Raw genomic sequence first — 26,999 nt, forward strand, 5'->3', positions numbered from 1 at the left:
GGAGCGGGCAGAGATGTCCGTTCCCGTCGTTAGGCTGATTGGGTGACGGACTCCGCAAAGCCTACCCTCCTCGTCGTCGACGGCCATTCGCTCGCCTACCGTGCGTTCTTCGCACTGCCGGTCGACAACTTCTCCACGAAGGATGGGCAGCACACCAACGGCATCTACGGATTCCTCTCGATGCTGGTGAACCTCATCAAGGCGGAGAAGCCCACGCACCTCGCCGTCGCCTTCGACATGGCGCGCCACTCCTTCCGCACCGACCAGTACCCCGAGTACAAGGCCAACCGGTCCGAGACGCCCAGCGAGTTCAAGGGCCAGATCCCGATCCTGCAGGACTGCCTCGCGGCCATGAGCATCCCGGTGCTGCAGAAGGAGGGCATCGAGGCCGACGACATCCTCGCCACCCTCGCGACGCAGGGGGCGGAGCAGGGATTCCACGTCCTGGTGTGCTCGGGCGACCGCGACACCATCCAACTCGTCACCGACGACGTGACCCTGCTGTACCCCAACGTGCAGGGCGTCTCGCAACTCAAGCGCTACGACCCCGAGACCGTGGTGGCCAAGTACGGTCTGCCGCCCGAGCAGTACCCCGACATCGCCGCGCTGGTGGGGGAGACGAGCGACAACCTCCCCGGGGTGCCGAAGGTGGGGGAGAAGACCGCCGTGAAGTGGCTGACGCAGTACGGGTCGCTGGACGCGCTGCTGGAGAACGCGGACAAGGTCACCGGCGTGGTCGGCAACAACCTCCGCGAGCACCTCGAGGACGTGCGCCGTAACCGCCGCCTGAACCGCCTGCTGCGCGACGTCGAACTGCCGGTGACGCCCGCCGACCTCGAGGTGCGTCCGATCGACGCCCAGGCCGTGCGCGACATCTTCGCCCGACTGGAGTTCCGCACGCTGCTCCCGCGCGTGTTCGAAGTCGCCGGGGCGGATGCGACGGGGTCGGATGCCAGCATCCCCGTCGCCGAAGCCCCCGCCGCAGTGCAGGCCGACGCCGCCGCCCTCGCGGCATGGACCGCCGACGCCGCGGACGAGGTCGGTGTCACGCTCGTGCTCACCGGCGGCCGTCCGACGCGCATCGGGCTGGCGACGGCCGCGGGCGCCGTCGAGGCCGACTGGACGGCCGAGACCCGCGACGCCCTGGCCGACTGGCTCTCATCCGACAGCCCGAAGGTGTTCGTCGACGCCAAGCCGCAGGTCAAGGCGCTGCTGCGGGAGGGGATCGACGTCGGCGGGCTGTCGCTCGACGTCCTCCTGGCCGGATGGCTCCTGCGTCCGAGCTTCCCCGACAAGAACCTCGCCGACCTCGTCGCGCGCTACCTCGGCGAGAAGCTCCCCGAGGCCGACCCCACCCAGCTCGTCCCCGAGACCGAGGGCGCCACCCCCGGCCAGCTGTCATGGTTCCTCCTGCGCGTGGCCGATGCCCTCCGCGCCGAGCTGCCCGCCCCCGTCGCGACGGTGCTCACCGACATCGAGCTGCCCACCCTGCAGGCCCTCGCGGCCATGGAGCTGGCCGGCGTCGCGGTGTCGCACGAGAAGCTCTCGACCTTCTCAGGGGAGCTCGCCGCGCGCGCCGACGCCCTCGCGCAGGAGGCCTACGCGGCGATCGGGCGCGAGGTGAACCTCGGCTCGCCCAAGCAGCTGCAGGAGGTGCTCTTCGACGAGCTCGAGCTGCCCAAGACCCGCAAGACGAAGTCGGGGTACTCCACGGATGCCGCGGCCCTCGCCGACCTGCAGGAGACCCACCCGCATCCGTTCCTCGCGCTCCTGCTGCAGCACCGCGAGGCCACGAAGCTGCGGCAGATCATCGAGTCGCTGGATGTCGCGATCGATGACACCGGCCGCATCCACACCACCTACCTGCAGACGGGCAGCCAGACCGGGCGTCTGTCCAGCACCGACCCGAACCTGCAGAACATCCCGATCCGCAACGAGGAGAGCAGCCGCATCCGTGCGGCCTTCGAGGTGGGCGAGGGATACGAGACGCTCCTGACGGCCGACTACTCCCAGATCGAGATGCGGATCATGGCGCACCTCTCCGGTGACCCGGGACTCATCGAGGCGTTCAACTCGGGGGAGGACCTGCACCGCTTCGTCGGCGCCCGCGTGTTCGGCGTCGCCCAGGAGGACGTCACCCCAGCCATGCGGACGAAGGTCAAGGCGATGTCGTACGGCCTCGTGTACGGGCTGTCGGCGTTCGGCCTGTCCAAGCAGCTGCGCATCGACCAGTCCGAGGCCCGCGAGCTCATGATGGAGTACTTCGCCCGGTTCGGCGCGGTGCGCGACTACCTGCGCACGTCGGTGGAGAAGGCGCGCGTGGACGGATACACCGAGACGATCTTCGGGCGACGCCGGCCGTTCCCCGACCTCAACAGCCCCAACCGCGTGCTGCGCGAGAACGCCGAGCGGGCAGCGCTGAACGCCCCCATCCAGGGCAGCGCCGCCGACATCATGAAGATCGCGCTGTTCCACATCCACGCCGACCTGGGCGAGGCGGGTCTGCGCTCGCGCGTGCTGCTGCAGATCCACGACGAGCTCGTGCTGGAGGTCGCGCCAGGGGAGTGGGACGCCGCCGAGCAGATCGTCCGCACCCGCATGGGCGACGCGGCCGACCTGTCCGTGCCGCTGGACGTGCAGATCGGGCGCGGCCCCGACTGGAACGAAGCCGGCCACTGACCCCTCCCGGGAGCCGGGCGAGGTACTGCCCCCCTCTTCCCGAACTCCTCAAACTCGTGCCGCCCGCGCCCGTAACCGGGCCGATCCGCCCCTCGCGGCGGCGGATCTGAGGAGTTCGGGCACGGTCGGGCCGCCGGACTCGTCCCGCGCTGCCACGGACTCCTCCCGCGCCGCCACGGACGCCCACTGCCCCGCCAGCGACGTGCGAAGTACCCCACCCCTTCCCGAACTCCTCAAACCCGCGCCGCCCACGCCCGTAACCGGGCCGATCGGGCACTTGAGGCCGCGGATTTGAGGAGTCCGGGCACAGTCGGGACGCCGGCACCCCGACCGCGCCCCGACGGTCGCCTCCCCGGCTCGCGAGCCGCCGGGGGCGCCGGGTTGGCCGCGCGGCGGGCCATCCGTAGGCTCGATGCATGACTGATGCATCCCGTACCCCGACGCCGATCGACGCGATCGCCGACGCGTGGGTGGACACCATCGCCGAACTCGAGCCGACCGCCGCGACCTACATCGGTCGCTCGGAGTACAACGACCGGTTCGGGGACTACTCGCCCGACGGCCACGCCCGCACGGCGGCGGCCACGCGTGACGCCCTGGCGGCGCTGGATGCGGCGGAGCCGGTCGACGACGTGGACCGGGTCACGAAGGCCGATCTCGCGCGGGAGCTGCGGCTGAGTCTCGATCTCTACGACGCGCAGTGGCACCTGCGCGACCTGAACGTCATCGCCTCGCCGGCGCAGGACATCCGCATGGTGTTCGACCTCATGCCCACCGCCACGACAGAGGACTGGTCGGTCATCTCCACGCGTCTGAAGGCGCTGCCGGCGGCCCTGGACGGCTACATCGAGACGCTGCGGGAGGGAATCTCCCGCGGTGTCGTCCCCGCCCGCCGGCAGGTGCTCGAAGTCGTCACGCAGATCGACCGGTACACCGCCGACCACGGCTACTTCGCCGAGTTCGCCGCCGAGGCCGGGCCGCAGGAGGGCCAGCTCCCCGCTTCCCTGGCGCGGGAGCTCGCCGACAACGCCAACGCCGCCCGCGTGGCTTACGGCGAACTGGCGTCGTTCCTGGGGGGCGAGCTGGCTCCCGTCGCGGGGGAGAAGGATGCTGTCGGCCGCGAGCTGTACGCGCTGCACTCCCGCCGGTTCCTGGGCGCGACGATCGACCTGGACGAGACGTACGAATGGGGCGTCGAGGAGCTGGCCCGGATGGTGGCCGAGCAGGAGGCGATCGCGGAGGAGATCCTTCCCGGCTCGAGCGTCGAGGAGGCCGTCGCCTTCCTCGAGGCCGACCCCGCACGAAAGCTCCGCGGCACGGACGCGTTGCAGAAGTGGATGCAGGAGACCAGCGACCGCGCGATCGAGCAGCTGGGCGCCACGCACTTCGACATCCCCGACCCCATCCGCACGCTGGAGTGCATGATCGCCCCCACGAAGGAGGGCGGCATCTACTACACCGGTCCCACGGACGACTTCTCCCGCCCCGGCCGCATGTGGTGGTCGGTGCCGGAGGGCGTGACCGAGTTCGACACGTGGCGCGAGCTGACCACCGTGTACCACGAGGGCGTGCCGGGGCATCACCTGCAGATCGCCCAGGCCGTCTACAACCGCGCCCAGCTGAACTCCTGGCGCCGACTCCTGGCCGGAACCTCAGGCCACGCCGAAGGCTGGGCCCTGTACGCCGAACGACTCATGCAGTCCCTCGGCTTCCTCGACGACCCCGCCGACCGGCTCGGCATGCTCGACGGCCAGCGGATGCGGGCGGCCCGCGTGGTGCTGGACATCGGCGTGCACCTGGAGAAGCCGCGCCTGGACGGCACCGGCACGTGGGATCACGACTACGCGCTGGAGTTCATGCTGCGCAACGTCAACATGTCGAACGAGTTCGTGCGCTTCGAGGTCAACCGCTACCTCGGCTGGCCCGGGCAGGCGCCCTCCTACAAGGTGGGCCAGCGCATCTGGGAGCAGATCCGAGACGGCTACGCCGACGCGCAGGGCGACGCGTTCGACATCAAGGGCTTCCACAAGCGCGCGCTCGACCTCGGCGGCGTCGGGCTGGACACGCTGCGGGAGGCGCTCCTGCCCTGAGCGGGCTCACGTGGGGGGGTCGGGCGCCAGCAGGCGCGCGACCTCCTCGTCCGTGGTCTGCGGGAACGCATCGTAGAACTGCCCGACGGCGCGGAACTCACGCGGCCGATGCGGGCACACGAAGGTGTCGACGACGCCGTCGTCCGGAGCCCAGTCGTACGGCGCGACCGGGGCGGCCAGGACCACGTCGGCCGCGCCCCGGCTCCGAACAGCACGACATGCTGCGAGAGCGGTCGAGCCCGTCGCGATGCCGTCGTCGACGATGATCGCGACGCGCCCGCCGAGGTCGATCCCGGGGGACGGGTACGCGGCGCTCCGGCGGGCCAGCTCGGCACGTTCGGCCTGCTCCACGCGCTGCAGGTCGGCCGGCGTCGTGCCGGTCAGGCGCAGCATCGGCTCGGAGAGCACCCGCGCGTTCTCGGCGATCGCTCCGACGGCCAGCTCGGCGTTGCCGCGGGCCCCGAGCTTGCGCACCGGTACCCGGTCCAGCGGCCACCCGTATGCCGATGCGACGACGGCCGCGACGACGACACCGCCGCGCGGGATGCCGAGCACCACCGCATCCCGCCCCCGCCATGCCCGGAGCGACGCGGCGAGCTGCGTGCCGGCATCAACCCGGTCGGCGAACAACGCCATGCCGGGAGGATACCTCCGACGGCTGAGACCGGGTGGCGGCGGACACCGCCACCCGGTCTCAGCTCAGGCCGCGGTCGCCGTCGCGTCGTCGATCTCGCCGACGAGCACTTCGAGCACGTCTTCGAGGTAGAGCAGCCCGACGGTGCGCCCGTCGGCGTCCAGGCTGCGTGCCACATGCGCGCCCCGGCGGCGGAGGATCGCCATGGCATCCTCCAGCTCCGCCGTGCGCGGCAGCGACGCCAGGCGGCGCAGGCGCTTCTCCGGGATGGGCGCGGAGAACTCCTCCGGGCGATCCAGGTCCATCACATCCTTCATGTGCACGTACGCGACGGGTTCGCCGTCGGAACCGGCCACGACGTAGCGGGAGAACCCGTGCGCCGCCACCGCCCGCTGCACATCGGCCGGCGTGGCGCCGGCGGGGAGGAGCACCATGGACTCCAGAGGAACGTCGACATCCGCGACGGTCTTCTCGGTGAACTCGAACGCACCGGCCAGCGTGCCCGAGTCGTCGCGCAGCGTTCCTTCCCGGCGCGACTGCTCGACGATGTTGGCGACTTCGTCGAGCGTGTACGTGCTGGTCGCCTCGTCCTTGGGCTGCACCCCGAACAGGCGCAGGATGCCGTTGGCGGCGGTGTTGAGCGTCCAGATGACGGGTTTGATCACCCGCGCCACGGCGACCAGAGCGGGCGCGAGGATCAGCGCCGCGCGATCGGGCACCGAGAACGCGATGTTCTTCGGCACCATCTCACCGAACACCACGTGCAGGAAGGTGACCAGGGCCAGCGCGACGGCGAAGGCGATGATGCTGATGAGCTCGGGCGTGAGACCCGTCAGCCCCAGCGGGATCTCGAGCAGGTGATGGATCGCCGGCTCCGAGACGTTGAGGATCAGCAGCGAGCACACCGTGATGCCCAGCTGGCTGGTGGCCAGCATGAGCGTCGCGTGTTCCATCGCCCACAGCGTCGTCTTGGCCGCGCGGCTGCCACGGGCCGCACGCGGCTCGATCTGCGAACGGCGGGCCGAGATGACGGCGAACTCCGCTCCGACGAAGAAGGCGTTGCCCAGCAGCAGGACGAAGAGCCAGATGATTCCGGGAACGTACTCACTCATGGCCGGCTCCGCTCGCGAGGGCCTGGACCATCCGGTCGTGTCGGTTCATGAGGCTGGCATCGTGCTCCGGGTCGTCGGGAAGGTAGCGCAGCCGCACGATGCGGTGGCCGTCGATGCGCTCGATGCGCAGCGTGCCGTGCGCGGTGCGGACTTCGTCGCCGAGTTCGGGCAGGCGCCCGAGTGCGTCGGTGACGAAGCCGCCCGCAGTGTCGTAGTCGGCGCCGTCGGGGATCTCCACCGCGATGCGGTCGAGCACCTCGTCGGGGCGCCACTGCGCGTCGAAGGTGATCGAGCGACCCGAGCGCAGCACGCCGGTGCGCGTGCGGTCGTGTTCGTCCTCGAGTTCGCCGACGATCTCCTCCACGAGGTCCTCGAGAGTCACGATGCCCGCGGTGCCCCCGTGCTCGTCGCCCACGACCGCGATCTGCAGCCCTTCCGCGCGCAGCAGCGCGAGGAGGTCGTCTGCGCCCATCCCCTCCGGGACGGTCCGCACGTCGCTCATGAGCGCGTCGGCGCGCACGGAGGTGCGCTCGTCGAGCGGGATGGCGAAGGCGTGCTTGACGTGCACCACGCCGACCACGCGGTCGGGTGTGCCGTCGATCACGGGGAAGCGGGAGTACCCGGTGGCGCGGGAGCGGGCGATGATCACATCGGCCGTGTCGGCCAGATCCACGCTCGCCATCCGCACGCGCGGAGTCATCACCTCGGACGCGTCCCGTTCGCTGAATCGCAGCGTCCGGCGCAGCAGCTGCGCGTCGGACGTGTCCAGCAGACCCGCCGTGGCGGAGTGCCGGATGAGGTACGACAGCTCATCCGCGCTGCGGGCGCCCGACAGCTCCTCCTTGGGCTCGATCCCCATGGCGCGGATGACGGCGTTCGCGGTGTTGTTGAACAGAAGCACGAGCGGCTTGAACACCGCCGTGAAGGCGCGCTGGAACGGCGTGACGAGCTTCGCGGTGGCAAGAGGGACCGCCAGGGCGAAGTTCTTCGGCACGAGCTCGCCGATGATCATCGAGAACAGCGTCGCCAGCAGGATGCCGACGAGGGCGCCGATCGGCGTGACGGCGCCCTCGGGCAGGCCGACGCTCAGAAGCGGGCCGCGCAGCAGGCTGCTGACGGCGGGTTCGAACGTGTACCCGGTCAGCAGGGTCGTCAGCGTGATCCCCAGCTGGGCGCTGGAGAGGTGCGTCGACGTGACCTTGAGGGCCTTGATCGTGCCGTCCAAGCCCTGTTCGCCGCGGGCGCGTCGCGCTTCGAGCTCGTGCCGGTCGAGGTTGACCAGCGCGAACTCGCTCGCCACGAACAGCCCCGTGCCGATGGTCAGGACGAGACCGATGGCGAGCATGATCCACTCGTTCATTCGTTACACCCCCTGACCCGAGAACGTTCCGCAGCGGCGGATGGGTGGCCAGAGGGCGTAGGACTATGAGAGGGAGGGTCATCCATGATGGATCCACAGTAGTGGCGAAGATTTAAGCGTGTGCTGAGAACGTGGCGGGAATGCCCGCGGACGGCGCAGAGTTCATGCACGGGAACAGTCAGGAGATGGCGGATGGCGCACGCGGTGGAACTGGGGATCGACACGTTCGGCGATGTCGCCATGGTGCCCGGTGGCGGCCGGGCGAGCGACGCAGCGACGATCCGGCAGGTGGTCGACCAGGCTGTTCGCGCGGATGAGGTGGGTCTGTCGTTCTTCGGCGTGGGCGAGCACCACCGGCCCGAGTTCGCGGTGTCCAGCCCCGAGATCGTGCTGGCCGCCGCAGCCGCCCGCACCTCCCGCATCCACCTCGGCACGGCCGTCACCGTGCTGTCCTCCGACGACCCGGTCCGGGTCTACGAGCGCTTCGCGACCCTCGACGCCGTCTCGCACGGCCGCGCGGAAGTCATTCTGGGACGAGGTTCCTTCATCGAGTCCTTCCCGCTGTTCGGGTACGACCTGGCCGACTACGAGGTGCTCTTCGAGGAGAAGCTCGACCTCTTCCGCCGGCTGCTCGACGAGCGGCCGGTGACGTGGTCTGGTTCCACGCGCTCAGCCCTGGACAACGCCGACGTCTACCCCAAGACCGAGTCCGGCCTCACGGCCTGGGTGGGCGTGGGCGGCAGCCCCGAATCGGCGGTCCGGGCAGCCCGGCACGGGTTCGGGCTCATGCTCGCCATCATCGGCGGCCCCGCGCACCGGTTCCGCCCCTTCGTGGACCTGTACCACCGGTCGCTGGACTCGTTCGGACACGACCGCGCAGGCGTCGGCATCCACTCTCCCGGTCACGTCGCCGAGACGGATGCGGAGGCATGGGAGCAGGCCTACCCCGGTGTCGAGCACAACTACACCGTCATCGGCCGTGAGCGCGGGTGGCCCCCGTACAACCGGCTCCGGTTCCAGCACGACGTGGGGCCGGAGGGCTCGATGTACGTCGGGTCTCCCGAGACGGTCGCGCGCAAGATCGCCGATACCGTCCGGACGCTGGGCGCCGACCGCTTCGACATGAAGATCGGCACCGGCGGGCTTCCCCAGGAGCAGGCGCTGCGCAGCATCGAGCTGTACGGCACCCGCGTGCAGCCACTCGTGCGTGACATGCTTTCCTGATGACCGAAGCCTCGACGTCGCCTGCCACGATCTCGGAGCGGCTGGACCGGCTGCGGTTCGGGCGCGGCCACGCCCGCGTGCTCGCCGGCTCGGGCATCGGCTGGGCGCTGGATGCCATGGACGTGGGGCTCATCTCGTTCGTCCTGGCCGTTCTCGCTCAGCAGTGGGCCCTGCAGCCGGGGGAGACGGCGTGGATCGCATCCGCCGGCTTCGCGGGCATGGCCGTGGGGGCGAGCCTCGGTGGGCTGCTGGCCGACCGCTTCGGGCGCCGCCAGGTGTTCGCGCTGACCCTGCTCGTGTACGGCGTGGCGACGGGCTCCAGCGCCCTGGCCGGGGGACTGGCCGTCCTCATCGTCCTGCGCTTCCTGGTGGGTCTCGGTCTGGGTGCCGAACTCCCGGTCGCTTCCACGTACGTCAGCGAATTTGCGCCCGCGCGCATCCGGGGGCGCCTCATCGTGATCCTGGAGGCGTTCTGGGCCGTCGGGTGGACCGCCGCCGCGATCATCGGGTACTTCGTCGTACCGGCGTCGGCCGATGGATGGCGATGGGCGTTCGCCCTGGGCGCGGTCCCGGCCGTCTACGCCCTGGTCGTCCGGTGGGGGCTGCCCGAATCGCCCCGCTGGCTCGCGCGCCGCGGGCGCCACGCTGAGGCCGAGCGCATCGTCGCGGAGTTGGAGGGCAGCATCCGCGTGCCGGCGGCGCGGGATGGGCGGGTTCCCGCCCTCCCCGCGACGCCGGACGTGCACGCGTCTCCCGTCCCGGCCGTCGCGGCGCCACGGGCGGGGGAGCGCGTCAGGGCGCTGTGGTCGCCGGAGTTCCGGGTCCGCACGCTGAGCCTGTGGGTCGTGTGGTTCTGCGTCAACTTCTCGTACTACGGCGCCTTCATCTGGATCCCGACGATCCTCGTCGACGCCGGGTACGACCTCGTGCGCTCGTTCGGCTTCACCCTCATCATCACGCTGGCCCAGCTGCCGGGTTATGCCGTGTCGGCGTGGCTCATCGAGGTGTGGGGGCGGCGCATCACCCTCGCGGCGTTCCTCGCCGGATCGGCGGTCGCGGCGATCCTCTTCGGTACGGCCACCAGCGAGGCGATGGTGATCGCGACCGGAATGGCCCTGTCGTTCTTCAACCTCGGCGCGTGGGGCGCCCTGTACGCCGTCTCGCCCGAGACCTACCCGACGTCATTGCGGGCGACGGGGAGCGGATGGGCGGCGGCCGTGGGGCGGATCGCGTCGATCATCGCGCCGCTGGCCGTGCCGCCACTGCTCGCCGCCGGCGGTGCCCCCGTGCTGTTCGTGGTCTTCGCGGCGTTCTTCGCCGTCGCGGTGCTCGCGACGTGGGGTCTGGCCGACCGTCGCGGCCGCGCGCTCGACGATCGTTGATCCAAGCCGCCGCCGCACGGCCGTAGGGTAGCGAGGTGACTTCCGTACGCCTGGCTTCCATCGGCGACTCCTTCACCGAAGGGGTGGGGGACGAGCTGCCCGACGGCACCGTGCGCGGGTGGGCCGACCTGGCGGCACAGGGCTGGGCGCAGGCGCTGGGGGAACCCATCGAGTACGCGAACTTCGCCATTCGCGGCAAGCTCGTGTGGCCGATCGTGCGGGAGCAGCTCGAGCCGGCGCTGGCGCTGCATCCGACGCACCTGTCGTTCAACGGCGGCGGCAACGACATGCTCCGCCCGCGCGCCGACATCGCGCACATCGCCGACGCCTTCACCCACGTGCTGCGGCGCTGCGATGAGGAGGGCGTGCGGGTCATCCTGCTCTCCGGCGCGAATCCGTCCGCCCAGTTACCCCTCGGGCGGCTCGTGCAGCGCCGCGGCGATCTGCTCTCGGCCGCCGTCACCGGTCGCGTCGCCGACCGGCCGGATGTCATCCAGGCGCTGAACTGGCCCGACCGCGAGCTGTCCACTCCCGGGTACTGGTCGGCCGACCGCCTCCACATGAACACGCGCGGTCATCATCGTGTCGCGGCGCGGGTGCTCCGCGCGCTGGGCCTGACCGTGCCTGCGGAGTGGGACTCGCTGCCGGAGATCTCCGCGGCCGAGCGTCTGGCCGGAGCCGCCTACTACCGCGCCCACGTGGGCCCGTGGGTCCGTCGGCGCCTCACCGGAACCTCCTCCGGTGACGGCCGCACGCCGAAGTTCCCCGCCTGGGTCACCGTGACCCCCGCATCCGCCTGACTTCTCGCGCAGAATTCAGGAGAATCCGGCTTCCGAGCGGCCTCCGAGCCCCGCCCTACGGCGTGTCTCCTGAATTCTGCGCAACGCCACGGGGCGGGGCGGGCGAACCCGGACCGCGGCTAGGGCGCCGCGGGCAGGACGCGGTACGCGACTTCGACGAACTGACCGGAGGCGCGGGCGGACTCCAGCTGCAGACGCTCGGGCCCGATGCGGCGGGGGAGCAGCGGCTTTCCCGCCGGCAGGAAGGCCGGCGCGACGGAGAGGCGGATCTGGTCGAGGTGTCCGGCGTCGTCGAACTGGCCCACCAGGTCGCCGCCCCCGACCAGCCACAGCGCTCCGTCACCGGCGGCCTCGACGAGATCGGGCCAGAAGGATGCGACCTCGCCCTGAACGAAGCGCACATTCGCGCCCGGCGGCACGGCCAGGGTGCGGTGCGTCACGACGAAGCAGGGGAGCGCGCCGTAGCTCTCGGCCCACATCCCCGGACGCTGCTCCTCCTCGTGACGCAGCACCCATTCGTACGTGGCCGCACCCATGACGAACGCGCCCACGGTAGCCAGGAAATCGCCCATGTCGTTCTCGGCGTCTTCAGCGCCCGGCACGGCGAAGAGCCAGTCGAGGGAGTCGTGCTCGTCGGCGAGGAAACCGTTGGCGGTGACAGCGGTGTAGAAAACAGTGGTGACCATCCCGCAACGCTAGGTGCGGCCGCCGACACGGTCCGCGAACGACGGATCCCCGTCGCCGCAGCGGATGTCAAGCCCTCGGAGCGGGGGCACGCGGACCGCCATCATGGGGACGCGGCACCGCGCCGCGGGGGCGCGCGTCCGCGCGCCGGAAAGGGAGACCATGAGCATCGGAGCAGGAATCGCCCTGTTCATCATCGGAGCCATTCTGGCGTTCGCTGTGAACGTGCAGCTCGAGTGGATCAACCTCGACCTCATCGGATACATCCTCATGGGAGCCGGCGCCGTCGTCTTCGTCATCGGCCTCGTGCTCATGATGCGCCGCCGGTCGACCGACACGGTCACGCGAACGGCGGTCGACCCGAACGCCGGGGAGCGGGTCACGCGTCAGTCGACGCGATCCAGCGGCGACGACGTCGTCTGATCGACACAGAGCGGCCGCGGCGCACAGCCCCGCGGCCGCTCTTTTCGTGTCCGCGCTCCAAGAGGTTCAGTCCACGCCGCGGTCGGTCATGGCCACAGAGACGACGCCGTCGAGCTCGGACAGCTGCCCCGCGAGAGATGGCAGTTTGTCCAGATCGCCGGTGAAGCGCATGACCAGCTCACGGAGATTCGAGTCCTCCTCGTGCGAGGCCTCCTCCAGGGCCGAGTGGTAGCCCGACTGCGCGGAGGTCTCCAGCACCTGCCGCAGAACGCTGTACCCGCGGCGATACCGGATGGTCAAGACGGGTTCAGGCAACTCGGGGCGGATGCGCCGGCCGACATAGCTCAGCGCTCCCACCGTCAGCAGGTGCAGGATGGTCGCGGCCACGGCGATGAGGGGCATCCCTGCGCCGCAGGTCATTCCGATCGCCGCGGTCATCCAGATGCTGGCGGCCGTGGTCAGGCCGTTGACGGTGCCCTTCTGCACGAAGATGACCCCCGCGCCCAGGAAACCGATGCCCGACACGATCTGCGCCGCGATGCGGGAGGGATCGAGGACGACATCCGCGCCCACGACGTTGCTGAATCCGTAGGCCGACACCAGCGTGAACACCGCTGAGCCCAGCCCGACGAGGGTGTGTGTGCGCAGACCGGCGCTCTTGAGCTTGCGCTGACGTTCGACTCCGATGACCGCGGAGAGGAGGAAGGCCAGCCCCAGAAGCGCCAGTTCGGTGAGGGTCGATTCGGTGTACAGATCGATCAGCATGCCGTGTCCTCCGCCGGATGGCTCGTGGTGTCGGGCTCGAGAGCGAAGACCCGCAGCAACCGCTCAGCCTCCGCGGTCACGGCGTCTGCGCCGCGCGCGATGTAGACGCGCGAGTCGACGACGTCGGGTCGCCCGGCCAGCACCTCCCGCACGGCGGCAGTGAAGCGCGTGTTCAGCTGTGTGGAGACGTTGATCTTCGTCATGCCGGCCCGGATGGCCCGGACGATCTGTCCATCCGGAACTCCGGACGACCCGTGCAGGACCAGCGGGACGGGCACGGCGGAGCGGAGCCGTCGGATCAGGTCGTGGTCGAGTTCGGCAGTGCGCTCCCGCATCGCGTGTGAAGACCCGACCGCGACGGCGAGGGCATCCGCTCCCGTGGCATCGACGAAGTCTTTCGCCTCGGTGGGATCGGTGCGAACGCCCGGCGCGTGGGCGCCGTCCTTGCCGCCGACCCGCCCCAGCTCCGCCTCGACGTAGCAGTCACTCGCGTGCGCGTACGCCGTCGCCCGCCGGGTGTGTGCGACGTTGTCGGCGAAGTCGAGCGCGGAACCGTCGTACATGACCGAACCGAAGCCGAGGTCCACCGCGCGGTGGACGAGCGCGAGATCCTCGGCATGATCGAGGTGCACGGCGATCTCAGCGCTGGAGCGCTCGGCGATCGTCAGCATGGCCCGCGCAATCGGGTCGAGGTCGCCGTGGTAGGCGATGCAGTTCTGCGAGAGCTGCAGGATGACCGGCAGTCCGGCGTGCTCAGCGGCGCGCACGAGAGCGGATGCCGTCTCGAGATGGATGACGTTGAACGCACCCAGCCCCCGCCCGGCAGCGCGCGCGGAGGACATCAGGGTGCGGGTGGGAACGAGGGTCACGGACGCTCCTCGGAGTCGGGGTACGGGTGGAGGGCGACCTCGATGGCGAGCTCCCGGTGGGTGGGGGAGATCTCGCCGGCCAGTGGCATGAGCACCGCGGCCGCCGACCAGGACGTCGCCGCGCGCAGCAGATCCGCCGCTGTGGGCGCTCCCTGGGCCAGCAGCATCGCCGCGGCGGCGACGCCGGCGTCGCCGGCACCGGTCGGATTGCCACGAAGGACGCGGGGGAGCGCAGCGCGCGTCCACGCCGAGGCGGAGTGCGCCGCGAGCATCCCTTCTTCGCCCAGGGAGACGAGGACCGTGTCCGCGCCGAGATCGAGGAGGGCCTGCGCTCCGGCCGCGAGGTCGCGTTCACCGGTCGCTTCGGCCAGTTCCGCGGCGTTCGGCTTCAGCAGGTCGGCGCCGGCCGCTGCCGCAGCGAGCAGAGCCGGACCCGACGTGTCGACGATCACCGGGACGCCCCGGCTGCGCGAGCTCGCCACCATCGCCGCGATCTCCTCAGGCGGGAAGCCGGCCGGCAGACTGCCGGAGATCACGAGGCACGACGCGATCGGCAGTGAGCTCTGCACCGCAGCATGCAGTCGCGCGCGTTCGTCCTCGGACAACGCGGCTCCGGACTCGCTGAGCAGCGTGGTGGTGCCGTCGCCGTCCTCGACGACGGCGATCGTGCGCCGCGTGGGGGAGCCGACTGGGACTGCCTCGTGCGCGATGCCGGACTCCTGCAGGTCGGCGACGACCTGCGCGCCGGTGGCGCCGCCTGCGGTGAGGACCGTGCGCACGGGGGAGCCCTGAGTGCGCAGGACGCGGGCGACGTTGACCCCCTTGCCGCCGGCTCGCGCGGATCCCGCCGACACGCGATGGGTCTCGCCGGGCTGAAGCGCGTGGATCCGGTAGGTGAGATCGAGAGCCGGATTGGGCGTGAGTGTGAGGATCATGCCGGGTTGGGCACGATCGCCACCTTGCCGGACTGCCCGGCGTCGGCGATCCGGTACGCCTCATCCGCGTCCTGGAGCCCGAAGGCGTGGGAGACGACCACCTCGGGGTGAAGCCCCCAGGCGGGCAGACGCTCGACGAGCTCCCGCATGTGGGCGAGATTCGTCACCCACGATCCGTGCACCGTGAGCTGGCGATGGATGAGCTGCGGGCTCGCCTCCTCGACCTGGAACCCATGGCCCTCTCCGATGAGGACGAGCCGGCCGCGGGTTCGCAGCGTGGCCAGCGCCGTGGCGCGCCCGGCGGTGCTCCCCGAGCAGTCCACCGCGACATGCCATTCGGGCACCACCCGGTGTGCCGGATCGGTCGGGTCGACCGCCGCATCCACGGCGCCGACGCGCAGGGCGAACTCGCGGCGCTCGGGGCTGGGGTCGAAGCCGATGCGGGGCGTTGCCCCCAGCTTGCCGCCGAGCAGCCCGGCGGCGAGCCCGACCGGACCGAGCCCGACGACGGCCAGCGAATCGCGACCGCTCACTCCGGCCCGGAGCAGCCCTTCGTAGGCGGTGCCGAAACCGCAGGCGACGCACGCGCCATCCTGGTACGTCACCCCGTCGGGCAGGAGGATGCAGTCGCGTTCGTCGGCGAGCATGAACTCGGCGTGGCCGCCGTCCCGCTGCCAGCCATAAGCCGCACGCTGCGGAGAGGTGCAACTGATCTGGTACCCGCTGATGCAGTCGTCGCACTGGCCGCATCCGCTGATGTGGTAGACCGCGACGCGATCTCCGACCTGAAGTCGGGACACGCCGTCGCCCAGCGAGACCACCTGCCCGGCAGGTTCATGGCCCGCGACGACGTTCTGATACGACTCCGCAGGATCGCCCTGAACGTGCTCGCGATAGATGGCACGGATATCGGATCCGCAGATCGTGGACGCACGCACGGCGATGACGACCTGCCCAGGCCCCGGAGCCGGGTCCTCGATCCGACGAAGGTCGACGGTGCTGTCACCGGGCAGATACACGCCGAGCATGGCGCTCCTTCCGTAGGCGTCGCTGCTGTGCGACGGGGGATGCGAGTCGGGTCAGGGGAGAGGCGCAGGTGCCGCAACCGTCGTGACTTGTCGCTGTGCGTCGATCCTATTAGGGTCGAAACCAAACGCAACTTGATTTCGCACGTTTCGCTTTGAAACGAAACCTTGGCGTGAGCCATGCGCGTGTCAGTGGCGAGGACTCAGAGTGGAGAAGAACGCGTGGGATCAATCGAGTTCAAAGGCGTGACCAAGCGGTTCGGCGAGAACACCGTCATCGGTGATCTCGACCTGACGATCGAGGACGGCTCGTTCACCGTCCTGGTCGGCCCCTCCGGATGTGGCAAGACCACGCTGCTGCGGATGATCGCGGGGTTGGACACCCAGACCGCCGGACAGCTGCTGATCGACGGCAAAGACGTCACTCATGCGCGCCCCGGCGACCGCGACATCGCCATGGTCTTCCAGAACTACGCGATCTACCCCACCATGTCGGTGCGCGGGAACATCGAGTTCGGCCTCAAGAACAACAAGGTGTCACGCGACGAGCGCCGGCAGCTGGTCGAGAGCATCAGCAAGACCGTCGGCCTCTCCGACTACCTCGATCGCAAGCCCAGCACGCTCTCGGGCGGTCAGCGACAGCGCGTGGCCCTGGCCCGCGCAATGGTGAAGAAGCCTGGCGTCTTCCTGATGGACGAGCCGCTCTCCAACCTCGACGCGAAGCTCCGCTTCCAGATGCGCGTGGAACTCATCGAGCTGCACAAGATGCTCGGCACCACCTTCGTCTACGTCACCCACGACCAGGGCGAGGCGATGTCGATGGCCGACACCATCGTGCTGATGAACGGCGGCAAGATCCAGCAGATGGCGCCGCCGGAGGTCATGTACCGCCAGCCGGCGAACGTCTTCACCGCCGAGTTCATGGGCATCCCCCCGATGAACGTGACGCGCGCGGGCGCCGACGGCATCCGGCTGGGCTTCCGCCCCGAGAATGCGCGCCTCTCCTACGCACCGATCGACGGCGCCTTCACCGCTCAGGGTCGCGTGGTCACCCGCGAGATGCTCGGGTCGGAGACGGTGTACCAGGTGCGCGGCGGCGACGACGTGTTCATGGTGAAGTCGACCGACCCCGGGATCGACGTGGACCGTGAGGTGCATCTGGCCGTGGGCGAGGAGCACCTGGTGCGGTTCGGCGCCGACGGCGTGCGGATCGACGCGCCGGTCGCGGAGGCGAGGCCTGCGCATGCGTAATGGAACGCTCTGGCCGCGCCTGCGGCCCTATGCCATGGTGGCGCCGGTCATCGTCGGCATCGCCCTGTTCGTCTTCTACCCGATCGCCTATCTCGGGCAGCTGAGTCTGAACGACTACAACCTGCTGAACCCGGCGATGAGCGAGTTCATCGGGCTGGAGAACTACATCGAGATCTTCCAGCGGGAAGACTTCTACGTCGCCCTGCGGAACACCCTCGTCTACACGCTCGGGACCGTCTCGATCACCCTGACCCTCGCTGTGCTGTTCGCGCTCCTGCTCAAGCGCCACACGAGGCTGGGCGCGATCGTGCAGGCGGGCATCTTCATCCCGCACGTCATCTCCATCGTGTCGATCTCGCTGGTGTGGCTGCTCATGATGGAGCCGAGCTTCGGCCTGATCAACACGGTGCTGAAATCGCTCGGGCTGCCGACGTCGATGTGGCTGCAGAGCTCCGAGACGTCGATGCTCTCGATCATCATCGTCTCGGTGTGGCACAGCACCGGCTACTTCACGCTGATCGTGCTCGCCGCACTGCACTCCATCCCCGCGTCGCTGTACGAGGCGGCCGCCCTGGACAATGCCGGCCCCATCCGCGTCTTCTTCAAGATCACGCTGCCCATGCTGTCGCCGCAGCTCTTCTTCATGCTGATCATCTCCACGATCGGCGCACTGAAGGTGTTCGACACCGTCAACATCATGACCGGCGGCGGACCGAACAACTCGACCACGTCGCTGGCCTATTACATCTTCCAGAACCGCACGAGCAACATCGGCTACGCCTCGGCCTCGGGCATCGTGCTCATGGTCCTCGTCGCGGTGTTCACGATCATCTACTTCCGCATTCTCTCGAAGAAGGTGCACTACCAATGAGCGTCGGACTCGCAGCACCTGTCCTGGCCGAACCCGGCCCTCCCGAACCGCAGCCCGAGGTCTCCCTCCCGCCGCGCAGGCCTCTCGCCCAGCGCATCGGCCGGGTCTTCGCCGCCGTGCTCAAACTGGTCCTCCTGGCCGGATTCATCGCGCCATTCCTGTGGATGCTGTCGACCTCGCTGCAGACCAGCGCGGAGAGCTCCTCGTTCCCGATCACCCTCATCCCCGAGGTCCCGCAGTTCGGCAACTACCTCGAGGCGATGACCTCCGGGCCGTTCCCGACGTACTTCCGCAACTCGGTGATCGTGACGGCGAGCATCCTCGTCATCCAGCTCGCGCTGATGATCCCGGCGGCGTACGCGTTCGCGGTCTACGAGTTCCGCTTCAAGAACATCCTGTTCGGCATGGTGCTGCTGGCCTTCATGATCCCCGGCCAGGTCACCTTCATCCCGGTCTACCTGATGATGGCGGAGTGGGGGCTCATCCAGACCCTGCTGCCCCAGATCATCCCGGCGATGACGAACGCGTTCGGCGTCTTCCTCCTGCGGCAGTACTTCATGCAGATCCCGCGGGAGATCATCGAGGCCGCGCGCCTGGACAACGCCAGCGAGTGGCGCATCATGCTGCGCATCATGGTGCCGATGTCGATCCCGGCGCTGGCCACCGTGGTGCTGTTCAGCTTCGTCTCCCACTGGAACGACTACTTCTGGCCGCTCGTGATGACCGACTCCGCCGCCGTGCGTCCGCTGCCCATCGGCATCGCGATGCTCCGGGAATCGGAGGGCATCAGCCAGTGGAACATCATCATGGCCGGCAACGTCGTGCTCGTCGTGCCGATCCTGATCGTGTACTTCTTCGCCGCCAAGCACATCATCCGTGCCTTCGCGTACTCAGGCATCAAGTGATCCATCCCCCCGCATCGCAACACACATGGAAGAAGGACGTATGAAAACGCAAAGACTCCTGCGCGCAGGCATCGGCATCGCCGCCGTCACCTCGCTCACTCTGCTGGCCGGATGCTCCGGAGGCGATGACTCCGCCACCGGCAGCAACAGCGGCGTGGCACCCGAGGGGGAGACCACGACCATCCAGTTCTGGCACTCGATGAGCGGCACGAACGGCGAGAGCATCGACGCCGTCGTGGAGTCGTTCAACGCGTCGCAGGACGAGGTCGAGGTCGTGGCCACGTTCCAGGGCTCGTATCCCGAGACGCTGACGAAGCTCCAGCAGTCCATCCCCGCCGGGACCGGCCCCGACATCTCCATGGTCGAGCGCGCCTTCGTGCCGCTCCTGGCCGAGGCGAAGGTGCTGGCGGACCTCAACCCGTTCCTGGAGTCCTCCGACATGTCCGAGGACACCTTCGTCGAGGGCCTGATGGGCAACATCACCTTCGATGGCGAGCTGAACGCGATCCCGTTCAACCGCTCGAGCCCGATGCTGCACGTGAACCAGACCGCGCTGGATGAGCTGGGCCTCGAAGTCCCCACCACGTGGGAGGAGACCGAGGCGGTCGCCAACGCCCTCGTCGTCAAGAACGGCAGCGAGACCAGCCGCTACGGCATCACCATGAACTACGAGAGCTGGTGGCCGATCTCGCTCATCGTCCAGCAGGGCGGCAGCTTCTTCAACGAGGACGGCACCGCCATCGGCTTCGACGAAGAAGGCGTCGAAGCGTTCGAGTTCATCAAGCGGATGCAGGACAGCGGCGCGCTCTACTACCCGCCGACCACCGACTCCGGCAACGTCGTGGGGCAGATGTTCCTCGGCGGACAGGTGGGCATGGTCGTGAACTCCAGCGGCAGCATCGGCGGCTACCTGCAGAACGCCACCTTCGACTACCAGACCGCATTCCTGCCCGAGGGCGACCGTGCGGCCGCGCCCACCGGCGGTGCCAACCTGGTGATGCTCGCCGACTCCGACAAGCAGGACCCGGCGTGGACCTTCCTGGAGTGGCTGATCAACGACGCCGAGGGCGGCCAGCGCTTCATCAAGGACACCGGCTACGTGCCGTTCACGCCGGCGATCGCCGAGTCCGACGAGTTCGTCGAGCTGTTCGAAGCGGAGCCGCAGCGCAAGGTCGCCTACGACCAGCTCGCCAACTCCATCGACACCAACAACAGCCCGCACTTCGCGGAGATCGACCAGGAGTTCCTGAAGACCATCCAGGCCATCATGTACGACGATGCCGACATCGAGACTTCCCTCGACGCCTTCATCGAGCGTGCCAACGCGATCCTCGCCGACTGACAGCGACCGATCGCACGCGCTCGGGCGGGCGGATCGCCGCCCGCCCGAGCGTCCGAACGAGGGAAGAGAAGTGAAGATCAGAGCAATCGCGCATCGGGGATACTCGGCGAAGTACCCCGAGAACACCCTGACCGCACTGAGGGCAGCCGTCGACCTGAACTACAGCCACGTCGAGTTCGACGTCCAGCTGAGCAAGGACGGTGTGCCCGTCCTGATGCACGACTACAACGTCGACCGGATCACGGACGCCTCCGGCGCTGTGCGCGACTTCACCCTCGCAGAACTGAAGTCGTTCGAGATCGCCGGCGGAGAGCGGATCGCGACGCTGGAGGAGGCGCTCGACGTCGTCAAGGGCAGGATCACCCCGATGGTCGAGCTCAAACAGGCGGGTGACCTGTATCCCCGACTCGAGGAGACGTCGCTGGATCTGATCCGCCAGAGCGGGGTGGGCGAGGACTGCATCATCATCAGTTTCGATCACTTCTCGATCCAGCGCCTGCGCACCCTGGATGCCGACATCCCGCTGGGCCTGACCAGCAGCTGCGCCATGCCCTACGTGTTCGACTTCATGGCGGAGATGCGCTGCGAGCTGCTCGGGGTGCCGGTGAAGATGCTGACCGCCCAGTACGACCGCATGATCACCGAACGCGGCTACATCGTCGGTCCGTGGGTCGTGGACTCCCTGGCGGACATGCAGCTCATCGCGGAGAAGTACCCGCACACCCTCATCACCACGAACGAGCTCGAGCGCTGGGCGGACTTCTACCTCGCGCATCCCGAGCTGCATCAGGACACCGCCAAGTGAGCGCATCCGCATCGGCGAACGCCGACCTGCTCATGCGCGCCGCCGTCCTGCACGGCCCGGGGCAGCTGCAAGTCCGTGACGTCGAACGACCCGTGCCGGGGCCGGGGGAAGCCCTGGTCCAGGTGATGGTGAGCGGCATCTGCGGATCCGACCTGCCTCGCGTCCTGGGCACGGGAGCGCGGCGATACCCGATCATCCTCGGTCATGAGTTCTCCGGTGTGATCGCTGAGGTGGGGGAGGGCACCGGCATCGCTCTCGGCAGCCGCGTCGCCGGAGTGCCTCTCCTGCCGTGCGACGAGTGCCGGGACTGCGCATCCGGTCACTACAGCCAGTGCCGCAACTATTCGTTCCTCGGCTCGCGGGTGAACGGCTCCTGGGCCGAATACGTCGTCGTGCCCGAACGGAACCTCCTCCGCCTCGCCGACTCGATGAGCTTCGAATCCGGCGCGATGATCGAGCCATCCTCGGTCGCCTTGCATGCCTTCCGCCTCGCGCGGTACGACGGTGGCGGCCATGTCGCGGTGATCGGCGCCGGCAACATCGGTGTCTTCGCGACGCAATGGGCTCGGCTCCTGGGCGCCGACCAGGTCACGGTCTTCGACATCGACGAGGCGCGCCTGGCGACGGCCACTGCGCTCGGGGCCGACCTCGTCCAGCGCACCGATCTCGAGCAGGACGACTGGCGGGAGCAGACCGGCAGCCGTGGCTTCGACCTCGTCATCGAGTCGTCAGGAGTGTCGCCTGCGCTCACCACCGCGCTCCAGCTGGTGGCCAGCAAGGGGACGATCGTCTCCGTCGGCACGCCGACGCGGCCCGTCTCGTTCGATCCGCACGTGTTCGAGCTGCTGCACCGCAAGGAGGCCACGGTCATCGGGTCATGGATGTCCTACAGCAGCCCGTTCCCGGGGGAGGAGTGGACGTCATCGGTCCGTGCGTTCGAGAGCGGACGTCTGACCTGCGATTCGCTGGTCGCCGCCCGCTTCCCGCTCGAGGACGCGAACGGGGCCTTCGACCTGTACCGCTCGGGAGAGGCCGTGCGCGGCAAAGTCCTGCTATACAACAACGAGTACTTCCGTTCGACAGGGGCTGATGGCCGATGATGCGCGAGGGTGGCAGACGCCTGCTGGGGATCGAGCGGCGCCAGTACATCCTCGATTTCCTCCGTGAGCACAAGAGCGTCGAAGTATCCTTCCTCTCCGACGAGCTCGGTGTGTCGGAAGTGACGGTCCGGAAGGATCTGGAGAAGCTCGAGCGGGACCGCCTCGTCGTCCGCAGCCATGGCGGCGCCGTGCTGAGCGCCGGCCTGCTGGCGGAGCCCTCCTTCGTCGAGAAGGACGATCAGTTCGCCGAGGAGAAGAACGCCATCGCGCTGGAGGCATCGAGTCTCGTCGGCGACGGCGTCACGGTCGCCCTCGCCACCGGGACGAGCGTCGGACGCCTCGCGCTTCGTCTGCTGGATCGGACCGGCCTGACGGTGGTGACCAATGCCGTGAACATCGCCACCACCTTCATGCCGCACGAGGCGGAAGTCTTCCTCACCGGCGGCACGATCCGCCCGCACACCTACGGGCTGGTGGGGGAGGTAGCCGAGCGGGCGCTGGACGGAGTCATGTGCGATTTCGCGTTCATCGGTACGAACGGCGTCAGTCTCGAGCGTGGACTGACCACGCCGAACATGGAGGAGGCCCGCGTCGTGCGGGCGATGATGAACAGCGCTCGACGGGTCGTTCTCCTCGCTGATCACACGAAGTTCGCCCACGTGGGGTTCTATCGGATCGCCCCGGCCGAGCGCGTGCACATGATCATCACCGACTCGAAGGCCCCGGCCGACGAGGTGGAGCGCCTGCGCGGCGCGGGCGTCGAGGTGCGCGTGGTCAGCGCTCGTCCAGAACGTCGGGGTTCGTGACGACGATCTTCGAGTCCTGCCATCTCCAGTCCAGGTCGGACGGAAGCCCTGCCGCGGCGTCCTCGAGGTTCAGCAGCTGAGACGTGTCGGAGGCCGGCCGCGCCCCGAGTTCCAGGTAGTGGATCTCCGACTGTGCGGTGCTGGCCGCCGCGGTCAGCACAGCCAGGGCCGTGCTGGTCTCGACCGGCTCATCGCCGCTGACGGAAATGACAACGGTCATGATCCGCGCGAAACCGGAGGGGCCGACCTGCAGCGTCAGCACCTCATCCACCCGCGGGTCGGCCGCGAGGATCGCCGGCTTGACGACGCCGGGGGCCTGGGTACCACTGCGCTCGCGTTGCAAGGCATTCCATTCCTCGCGCACGACGACGCAGCCCGTGAGCAGGGGCACGGTCGCGACCACCGCCACAAGCGCAAGTGACAGACGGCGGCCGGCGGCGCTGCGGCTCATGACTCCCTTTCGACACACGTTGCACGTGATCGACACGGGCATATGCGCTCATCCTGGCAGTGGTTGCGCACCCGGCGCACATCGACGGGCGGAACCTCTCTCCCCAGTCACGCTGAGAGGCTCGTTCATACCCGGTGGCGCCAGCGGTGGATGGTGAGGCCGGTGAGGGCGACGCCGACTGCGAGCAGCAGAACGGGTGACTGGAAGACGAGCGCGGCGGATGCCCCGGCCAACGCGGTGAGGAGGACACCGTCCATCGCCCACGTGAGGCGCGCGGCGGCACCCAGGTCGCCCATGGGTGTGGGAATCGGAGTGAGCAGCGCGGGTGGGAGTGGCCCCTTCAACGCGTTGCCGATGCGCGCGAGGACCGCGAACATCCCGAGCGGCAGGGAACCGAGGATCGCCGGCGCAGCGTGTCCGATGAGGAGCGAGCAGATCACGGTGACGACGACGAGCACGATCATCGTTGTGATGACCGGGAAGAGCGCGTGGTAGGTGAGGAGCCGTGCGTCGCTGATTCCGTAGAGAGGAAGGTCCGATGCGACACTCGCGGCGTGCCGGATGCCATCGGTGAACGGACCCAGCCCGGTGAACAGGATCACACCGGCGACCCCGCTGAGTGCCCAATCGGGCGTCTCCGAGACGAGGGAGAGCGTGAAGAGCGCCGCTGCCGCAGCGAGGGCGAGTGCACCCGCAGCGAGCCTGACGGGTGTGCGTGCGGCGCCGACGGCGTCGCGGAGAAGGAAGACGACCGGGCTTCGCAGGGCGGGTCTGACAGCACGCAGGTGGCGTCCGACCTTCGGTGCCGCCTGGTAGACGGTTGCGGCTGCAGCCAGTTCCATGCCGCTTGCGTAGGAGGTCGCGGCCTCCCATCGCGCTGCTTGTGCAGCCAGGGGTGTGATGCTGAGCCTGTTCATCAGAGCCGGCGCGGCGGCGACGGCAGCCGCGGTCACGGCGAGGAGAGGCGCGAGCGGTCCCGGCGCAGCGCCGACCGGGTATGCGAGACCGACCCATCCCCATAGGGTGAAGGGCTGGATCTCCGCGACAGTGCTGGTGACCGCGCCCAGCGCGAAGACGATCGGGGAGAAGAGCGCTGCCGTGCGGGGCATCGCCTGACCCACCAGCCAGGCGAGAGAAGAGATGACGCCGACGCAGGTGCTGGCGAGGACGAACAGCCCAGCGTCGCCGGGTGTGCTGTATCCGGTTGAGACAAGGCTCGCGCCGATGAGGACGCCTACGACAGTGGTGAGCGCAACCACCATCGTCCCCGATCGGAGGAGCGGTCCACGGAAGGAGGTGGCTCGGGGGAGGTCACTCGAGGCCAGCGCGTGCGTCACGAATGGAGGTCTCAGCGCAGGACCGCGGACTCTGCCCAGCAACAGCGCAGACGCCCACATGCCCGAGACTGCGAGCATCGTGACGCTCGGCGCCTCAGGCGAGGTGAGGACCGCGATCCCGTCCGCGCCGGTCATGCTCACCACGATCGCGCGCACGAGGGGAGCGATGGCGACCAGCGTGACCATCACGATCAGGTACGCGAGGTAGGCGTGATCACCTCGTGTGCGGGTATTGCGTGAACGCCAGATACCAAGTGGCGCAGAGACGCGACCGGTCATGCCGCTTCGCCCAGCCAGAGCGTGTGGTCTGCGAGCGCGTCGGCCAGCCGCGGATTGTGCGTCGCAACGACAACGGTCGCACCGTTGTCCCGCCGGATGCGCAGCGCATCGATGACCATATCGATGTGCTCGGGGTCGAGCCGCTGCTCCGGCTCATCGATGATGAGCACGTCGAACGGCCTGGCCAGCACGAGCCCGAGTGCGAACAGCTGCGTCTGTCCGGAGGACAACTCGTGGGGAAAGCGCGCCGCCAAGGGCGTGAGCCCCAACTCGTCGAGCACTCCACGCGCGAGCTCGGTAGCCGCGAGCGCATCGTCCAGCCACGTCGATGCCACCAGGAGCACGTGATCAGAGACGGTCAGATCCGGGGCGATCGGCGGGAGCCCGATCATGGCGGCGACCCGCCGACGGAATCGGCGGTCGCGCTCGGTGACGATGTCATCGCCGATCCGGATCGTTCCGCTCGTCGGCGTCCGGACGCCGGCCATCGCCCGCAGCAACGTGGACTTGCCGGTGCCGTTCCGCCCACGAACGACGAGGACATCGCCCGGCCCGACAGAGGCGGACACCGGTGCCAGCAGCACCACATCCCCCACGGAGACGGTCACCTCGTGCAGCTCGATCACGCGGGCCCCTCTCGGTGCGACAGCGGGCGGAGGAGTTCCTCGGTCACCGGGAATGGCACCGCGTAGTAAATCTGGGGTGCGTTCATATCGCCCCAGTCATCCTTCTTCACGCGGATGCCGACGGGTGACACCTCTGCGATCCGGACGCGGAGCCACGACCCGTCGTCCAACCGCAACTCATGCGGGTCGGCGAGGTATCCGAGTCCGAGGTCGTCCAGGACCTGCTCCGCGACCATCCATTCCACGACGTCCGTCCGCGGACGACCCAGCAGATCGATCGCGACGAACCCTTCGCCCAGCGGCTTCATCCATCCCACGCGTTCCCCGTCGATTGAGCGTCGGTGTTCGATCCAATCCGCTTCCACGTCTTGAGGGTAGCGATGCCGAACGGGAGCCGCACCGGCTGATCGGACCACAGTTGGTAGCGTGAAGGCGTCATGAAGAACGATGTGCGCCGAAAGGCACAGGAGTTGGGCCGGGCGACGGCCGCGTCATTCGCCGATGCGGAGATGGACGAGGACACCGCCCGCCGGAAGCTGATCGCGGTGCTGAACCCCGCCGTCCGGAAATGGATGCAGCCGCGCCGACCGGGCCGCCGCTGGTGGTACGCCGCCGGTGCCGCAGCGCTCGCCGGCGTGACCGTGCTGGCCATCGCCGTCGGAATGACATCGCCCGCCGGCACGTGGGTCGCGTGGGGCGGCATCGCACTCCTGACCGCGTCGGCCGGGCTCGGTTTCGTCCTCTTCGAGGGCTTCACGAGCAAGGCGAAGCCGCAGTGGCCGGTGGTGGAGGAGGGCGTCGCGGCCGGGCTCGCGACTCTCGCATCGCGCCGCCACCCCCAGGCGCAGCGGTCGACGTCGGGCTGACCGGTCGCGGCCGCGCCGTGGGCGACACCGGTGTGGTTCGCCCACCGGGAGCTCGAGATGTTCGTCTGGGCGTCCAAGCCCGGGGCGCGGCACTCGCGGAACATCTCGGCGAACCCGAGCGTGTCGCTGGTGATCTTCGACTCTGCAAAGCCGCCAGGGGAGGGGAGCGCCCTGTACGTCTCCGCGGACGCCACGCAGGTCGACGAGGGTGGTTTCGAGGATGCGTTCGCGCTGTACAACGCGCGGTCCAAGGCGCAGGGACTGGGGGAGTGGGACCCGGCGAAGCTCCGCGCCCCGGCCCGGCACCGCCTCTACCGTGCCGTCGCCCGGAAAGCGTTCGTCCTGGACGACCACGACGAACGGGTCGAGGTCACGTGA

General features: G+C 69.0%; 26 protein-coding genes and 1 pseudogene. 15 read left to right on the plus strand and 12 right to left on the minus strand.

Annotated features, from left to right (window positions below; all coding sequences use genetic code 11):
• The first annotated feature begins 42 nt into the window (after nucleotides 1-42).
• Nucleotides 43-2,679, plus strand: a complete 2,637-nt coding sequence (polA, locus tag E4V99_RS15040) for a DNA polymerase I (protein ID WP_135117724.1) — start codon at nucleotides 43-45, stop codon at nucleotides 2,677-2,679.
• A gap of 416 nt (nucleotides 2,680-3,095) precedes the next feature.
• On the plus strand, nucleotides 3,096-4,769 hold the full coding sequence (locus E4V99_RS15045; protein ID WP_135117725.1) for a DUF885 domain-containing protein: 1,674 nt from the start codon (nucleotides 3,096-3,098) through the stop codon (nucleotides 4,767-4,769).
• Nucleotides 4,770-4,775: 6 nt separating this feature from the next.
• On the opposite strand, the gene E4V99_RS15050 is transcribed toward E4V99_RS15045, so the two are convergent.
• The 3 genes from E4V99_RS15050 to E4V99_RS15060 form a co-directional block, all read right to left on the minus strand.
• On the minus strand, nucleotides 4,776-5,405 hold the full coding sequence (locus E4V99_RS15050) for a phosphoribosyltransferase family protein (RefSeq protein ID WP_135117726.1): 630 nt from the start codon (nucleotides 5,403-5,405) through the stop codon (nucleotides 4,776-4,778).
• 63 nt (nucleotides 5,406-5,468) lie between these two features.
• Nucleotides 5,469-6,515 carry a hemolysin family protein gene (locus tag E4V99_RS15055; protein WP_135117727.1) on the minus strand — a complete coding sequence of 349 codons (1,047 nt, stop codon included), beginning with the start codon at nucleotides 6,513-6,515 and terminating at the stop codon, nucleotides 5,469-5,471.
• A complete protein-coding gene (locus E4V99_RS15060; protein ID WP_135117728.1) occupies nucleotides 6,508-7,875 on the minus strand; it encodes a hemolysin family protein in 1,368 nt (455 codons plus the stop codon). Before E4V99_RS15060 ends, E4V99_RS15055 begins: the two co-directional genes overlap by 8 nt.
• Nucleotides 7,876-8,067: 192 nt before the next feature.
• On the opposite strand from E4V99_RS15060, the gene E4V99_RS15065 reads away from it, so the two are divergent.
• From E4V99_RS15065 to E4V99_RS15075, 3 genes are read left to right on the plus strand one after another with little or no spacing between them, the layout of a single operon-like run.
• The gene (locus E4V99_RS15065; RefSeq protein WP_135066163.1) at nucleotides 8,068-9,099 is read left to right on the plus strand and encodes an LLM class flavin-dependent oxidoreductase; all 1,032 of its coding nucleotides are present in this window, start codon (nucleotides 8,068-8,070) and stop codon (nucleotides 9,097-9,099) included.
• On the plus strand, nucleotides 9,099-10,481 hold the full coding sequence (locus E4V99_RS15070; RefSeq protein ID WP_135117729.1) for an MFS transporter: 1,383 nt from the start codon (nucleotides 9,099-9,101) through the stop codon (nucleotides 10,479-10,481). Before E4V99_RS15065 ends, E4V99_RS15070 begins: the two co-directional genes overlap by 1 nt.
• Nucleotides 10,482-10,516: 35 nt before the next feature.
• On the plus strand, nucleotides 10,517-11,281 hold the full coding sequence (locus E4V99_RS15075; RefSeq protein WP_135066157.1) for an SGNH/GDSL hydrolase family protein: 765 nt from the start codon (nucleotides 10,517-10,519) through the stop codon (nucleotides 11,279-11,281).
• 119 nt (nucleotides 11,282-11,400) lie between these two features.
• Here E4V99_RS15075 and E4V99_RS15080 read toward each other — a convergent pair whose 3' ends face one another.
• Entirely contained in the window at nucleotides 11,401-11,967 is a 567-nt protein-coding gene (locus E4V99_RS15080; RefSeq protein WP_135117730.1) for a dihydrofolate reductase family protein, read from the minus strand.
• A 160-nt stretch (nucleotides 11,968-12,127) separates the two neighbouring features.
• Here E4V99_RS15080 and E4V99_RS15085 point away from each other — a divergent pair, with 160 nt between their 5' ends.
• Complete coding sequence (locus E4V99_RS15085; RefSeq protein WP_135117731.1) at nucleotides 12,128-12,388, plus strand: DUF6458 family protein; 261 nt, start codon at nucleotides 12,128-12,130, stop codon at nucleotides 12,386-12,388.
• A 66-nt stretch (nucleotides 12,389-12,454) separates the two neighbouring features.
• On the opposite strand, the gene E4V99_RS15090 is transcribed toward E4V99_RS15085, so the two are convergent.
• Genes E4V99_RS15090 through E4V99_RS15105 form a run of 4 tightly spaced genes read right to left on the minus strand, consistent with a single transcriptional unit; the run spans nucleotide 12,455 to nucleotide 15,985 of the window.
• The gene (locus tag E4V99_RS15090; protein WP_135066148.1) at nucleotides 12,455-13,153 is read right to left on the minus strand and encodes an MgtC/SapB family protein; all 699 of its coding nucleotides are present in this window, start codon (nucleotides 13,151-13,153) and stop codon (nucleotides 12,455-12,457) included.
• Complete coding sequence (locus E4V99_RS15095) at nucleotides 13,147-14,022, minus strand: class II fructose-bisphosphate aldolase (RefSeq protein ID WP_135117732.1); 876 nt, start codon at nucleotides 14,020-14,022, stop codon at nucleotides 13,147-13,149. The genes E4V99_RS15090 and E4V99_RS15095 overlap by 7 nt, the downstream gene beginning before the upstream one ends.
• Nucleotides 14,019-14,957, minus strand: a complete 939-nt coding sequence (locus E4V99_RS15100; protein ID WP_135117733.1) for a hexose kinase — start codon at nucleotides 14,955-14,957, stop codon at nucleotides 14,019-14,021. The genes E4V99_RS15095 and E4V99_RS15100 overlap by 4 nt, the downstream gene beginning before the upstream one ends.
• A complete protein-coding gene (locus tag E4V99_RS15105) occupies nucleotides 14,954-15,985 on the minus strand; it encodes a zinc-binding dehydrogenase (protein WP_135066139.1) in 1,032 nt (343 codons plus the stop codon). Before E4V99_RS15105 ends, E4V99_RS15100 begins: the two co-directional genes overlap by 4 nt.
• A gap of 219 nt (nucleotides 15,986-16,204) precedes the next feature.
• Between E4V99_RS15105 and E4V99_RS15110 the strand changes: the two genes are divergently transcribed.
• The 7 genes from E4V99_RS15110 to E4V99_RS15140 all read left to right on the plus strand — a co-directional run bounded on the left by E4V99_RS15110 (nucleotide 16,205) and on the right by E4V99_RS15140 (nucleotide 23,062).
• Nucleotides 16,205-17,233: an ABC transporter ATP-binding protein gene (locus E4V99_RS15110; protein ID WP_135117734.1), complete on the plus strand. Its 1,029-nt coding sequence runs from the start codon at nucleotides 16,205-16,207 to the stop codon at nucleotides 17,231-17,233.
• On the plus strand, nucleotides 17,226-18,104 hold the full coding sequence (locus tag E4V99_RS15115) for a sugar ABC transporter permease (protein WP_135117735.1): 879 nt from the start codon (nucleotides 17,226-17,228) through the stop codon (nucleotides 18,102-18,104). Before E4V99_RS15110 ends, E4V99_RS15115 begins: the two co-directional genes overlap by 8 nt.
• Nucleotides 18,101-19,009 carry a carbohydrate ABC transporter permease gene (locus E4V99_RS15120; RefSeq protein ID WP_135117736.1) on the plus strand — a complete coding sequence of 303 codons (909 nt, stop codon included), beginning with the start codon at nucleotides 18,101-18,103 and terminating at the stop codon, nucleotides 19,007-19,009. The genes E4V99_RS15115 and E4V99_RS15120 overlap by 4 nt, the downstream gene beginning before the upstream one ends.
• Nucleotides 19,010-19,049: 40 nt before the next feature.
• Complete coding sequence (locus E4V99_RS15125; RefSeq protein WP_135066127.1) at nucleotides 19,050-20,351, plus strand: ABC transporter substrate-binding protein; 1,302 nt, start codon at nucleotides 19,050-19,052, stop codon at nucleotides 20,349-20,351.
• A 70-nt stretch (nucleotides 20,352-20,421) separates the two neighbouring features.
• Nucleotides 20,422-21,156: a glycerophosphodiester phosphodiesterase family protein gene (locus tag E4V99_RS15130; RefSeq protein WP_167758138.1), complete on the plus strand. Its 735-nt coding sequence runs from the start codon at nucleotides 20,422-20,424 to the stop codon at nucleotides 21,154-21,156.
• Nucleotides 21,153-22,256 (plus strand): galactitol-1-phosphate 5-dehydrogenase, encoded by a 1,104-nt coding sequence (locus E4V99_RS15135; protein ID WP_209305637.1) that lies wholly within the window; start codon nucleotides 21,153-21,155, stop codon nucleotides 22,254-22,256. Before E4V99_RS15130 ends, E4V99_RS15135 begins: the two co-directional genes overlap by 4 nt.
• Nucleotides 22,253-23,062, plus strand: a complete 810-nt coding sequence (locus tag E4V99_RS15140; RefSeq protein ID WP_135066121.1) for a DeoR/GlpR family DNA-binding transcription regulator — start codon at nucleotides 22,253-22,255, stop codon at nucleotides 23,060-23,062. The genes E4V99_RS15135 and E4V99_RS15140 overlap by 4 nt, the downstream gene beginning before the upstream one ends.
• Here E4V99_RS15140 and E4V99_RS15145 read toward each other — a convergent pair.
• The 4 genes from E4V99_RS15145 to E4V99_RS15160 form a co-directional block, all read right to left on the minus strand.
• Nucleotides 23,031-23,513, minus strand: coding sequence for a hypothetical protein (locus E4V99_RS15145; RefSeq protein ID WP_135117738.1), 483 nt, complete (start codon nucleotides 23,511-23,513; stop codon nucleotides 23,031-23,033). The genes E4V99_RS15140 and E4V99_RS15145 overlap by 32 nt on opposite strands.
• 125 nt (nucleotides 23,514-23,638) lie before the next feature.
• Nucleotides 23,639-25,129: a hypothetical protein gene (locus tag E4V99_RS15150; protein WP_135117739.1), complete on the minus strand. Its 1,491-nt coding sequence runs from the start codon at nucleotides 25,127-25,129 to the stop codon at nucleotides 23,639-23,641.
• Complete coding sequence (locus tag E4V99_RS15155; protein WP_135117740.1) at nucleotides 25,126-25,755, minus strand: ABC transporter ATP-binding protein; 630 nt, start codon at nucleotides 25,753-25,755, stop codon at nucleotides 25,126-25,128. The genes E4V99_RS15150 and E4V99_RS15155 overlap by 4 nt, the downstream gene beginning before the upstream one ends.
• Nucleotides 25,752-26,120: a hypothetical protein gene (locus E4V99_RS15160; protein WP_135066108.1), complete on the minus strand. Its 369-nt coding sequence runs from the start codon at nucleotides 26,118-26,120 to the stop codon at nucleotides 25,752-25,754. Before E4V99_RS15160 ends, E4V99_RS15155 begins: the two co-directional genes overlap by 4 nt.
• 72 nt (nucleotides 26,121-26,192) lie before the next feature.
• Here E4V99_RS15160 and E4V99_RS15165 point away from each other — a divergent pair, with 72 nt between their 5' ends.
• Both E4V99_RS15165 and E4V99_RS15170 read left to right on the plus strand, forming a co-directional pair.
• The gene (locus tag E4V99_RS15165) at nucleotides 26,193-26,621 is read left to right on the plus strand and encodes a hypothetical protein (protein ID WP_135066105.1); all 429 of its coding nucleotides are present in this window, start codon (nucleotides 26,193-26,195) and stop codon (nucleotides 26,619-26,621) included.
• Nucleotides 26,622-26,645: 24 nt separating this feature from the next.
• Nucleotides 26,646-26,999: pseudogene (locus tag E4V99_RS15170) on the plus strand (pyridoxamine 5'-phosphate oxidase family protein); the annotation flags it as partial.

It is taken from the genome of Microbacterium sp. dk485, assembly GCF_004570445.1.
Classification (GTDB): domain Bacteria; phylum Actinomycetota; class Actinomycetes; order Actinomycetales; family Microbacteriaceae; genus Microbacterium; species Microbacterium wangchenii.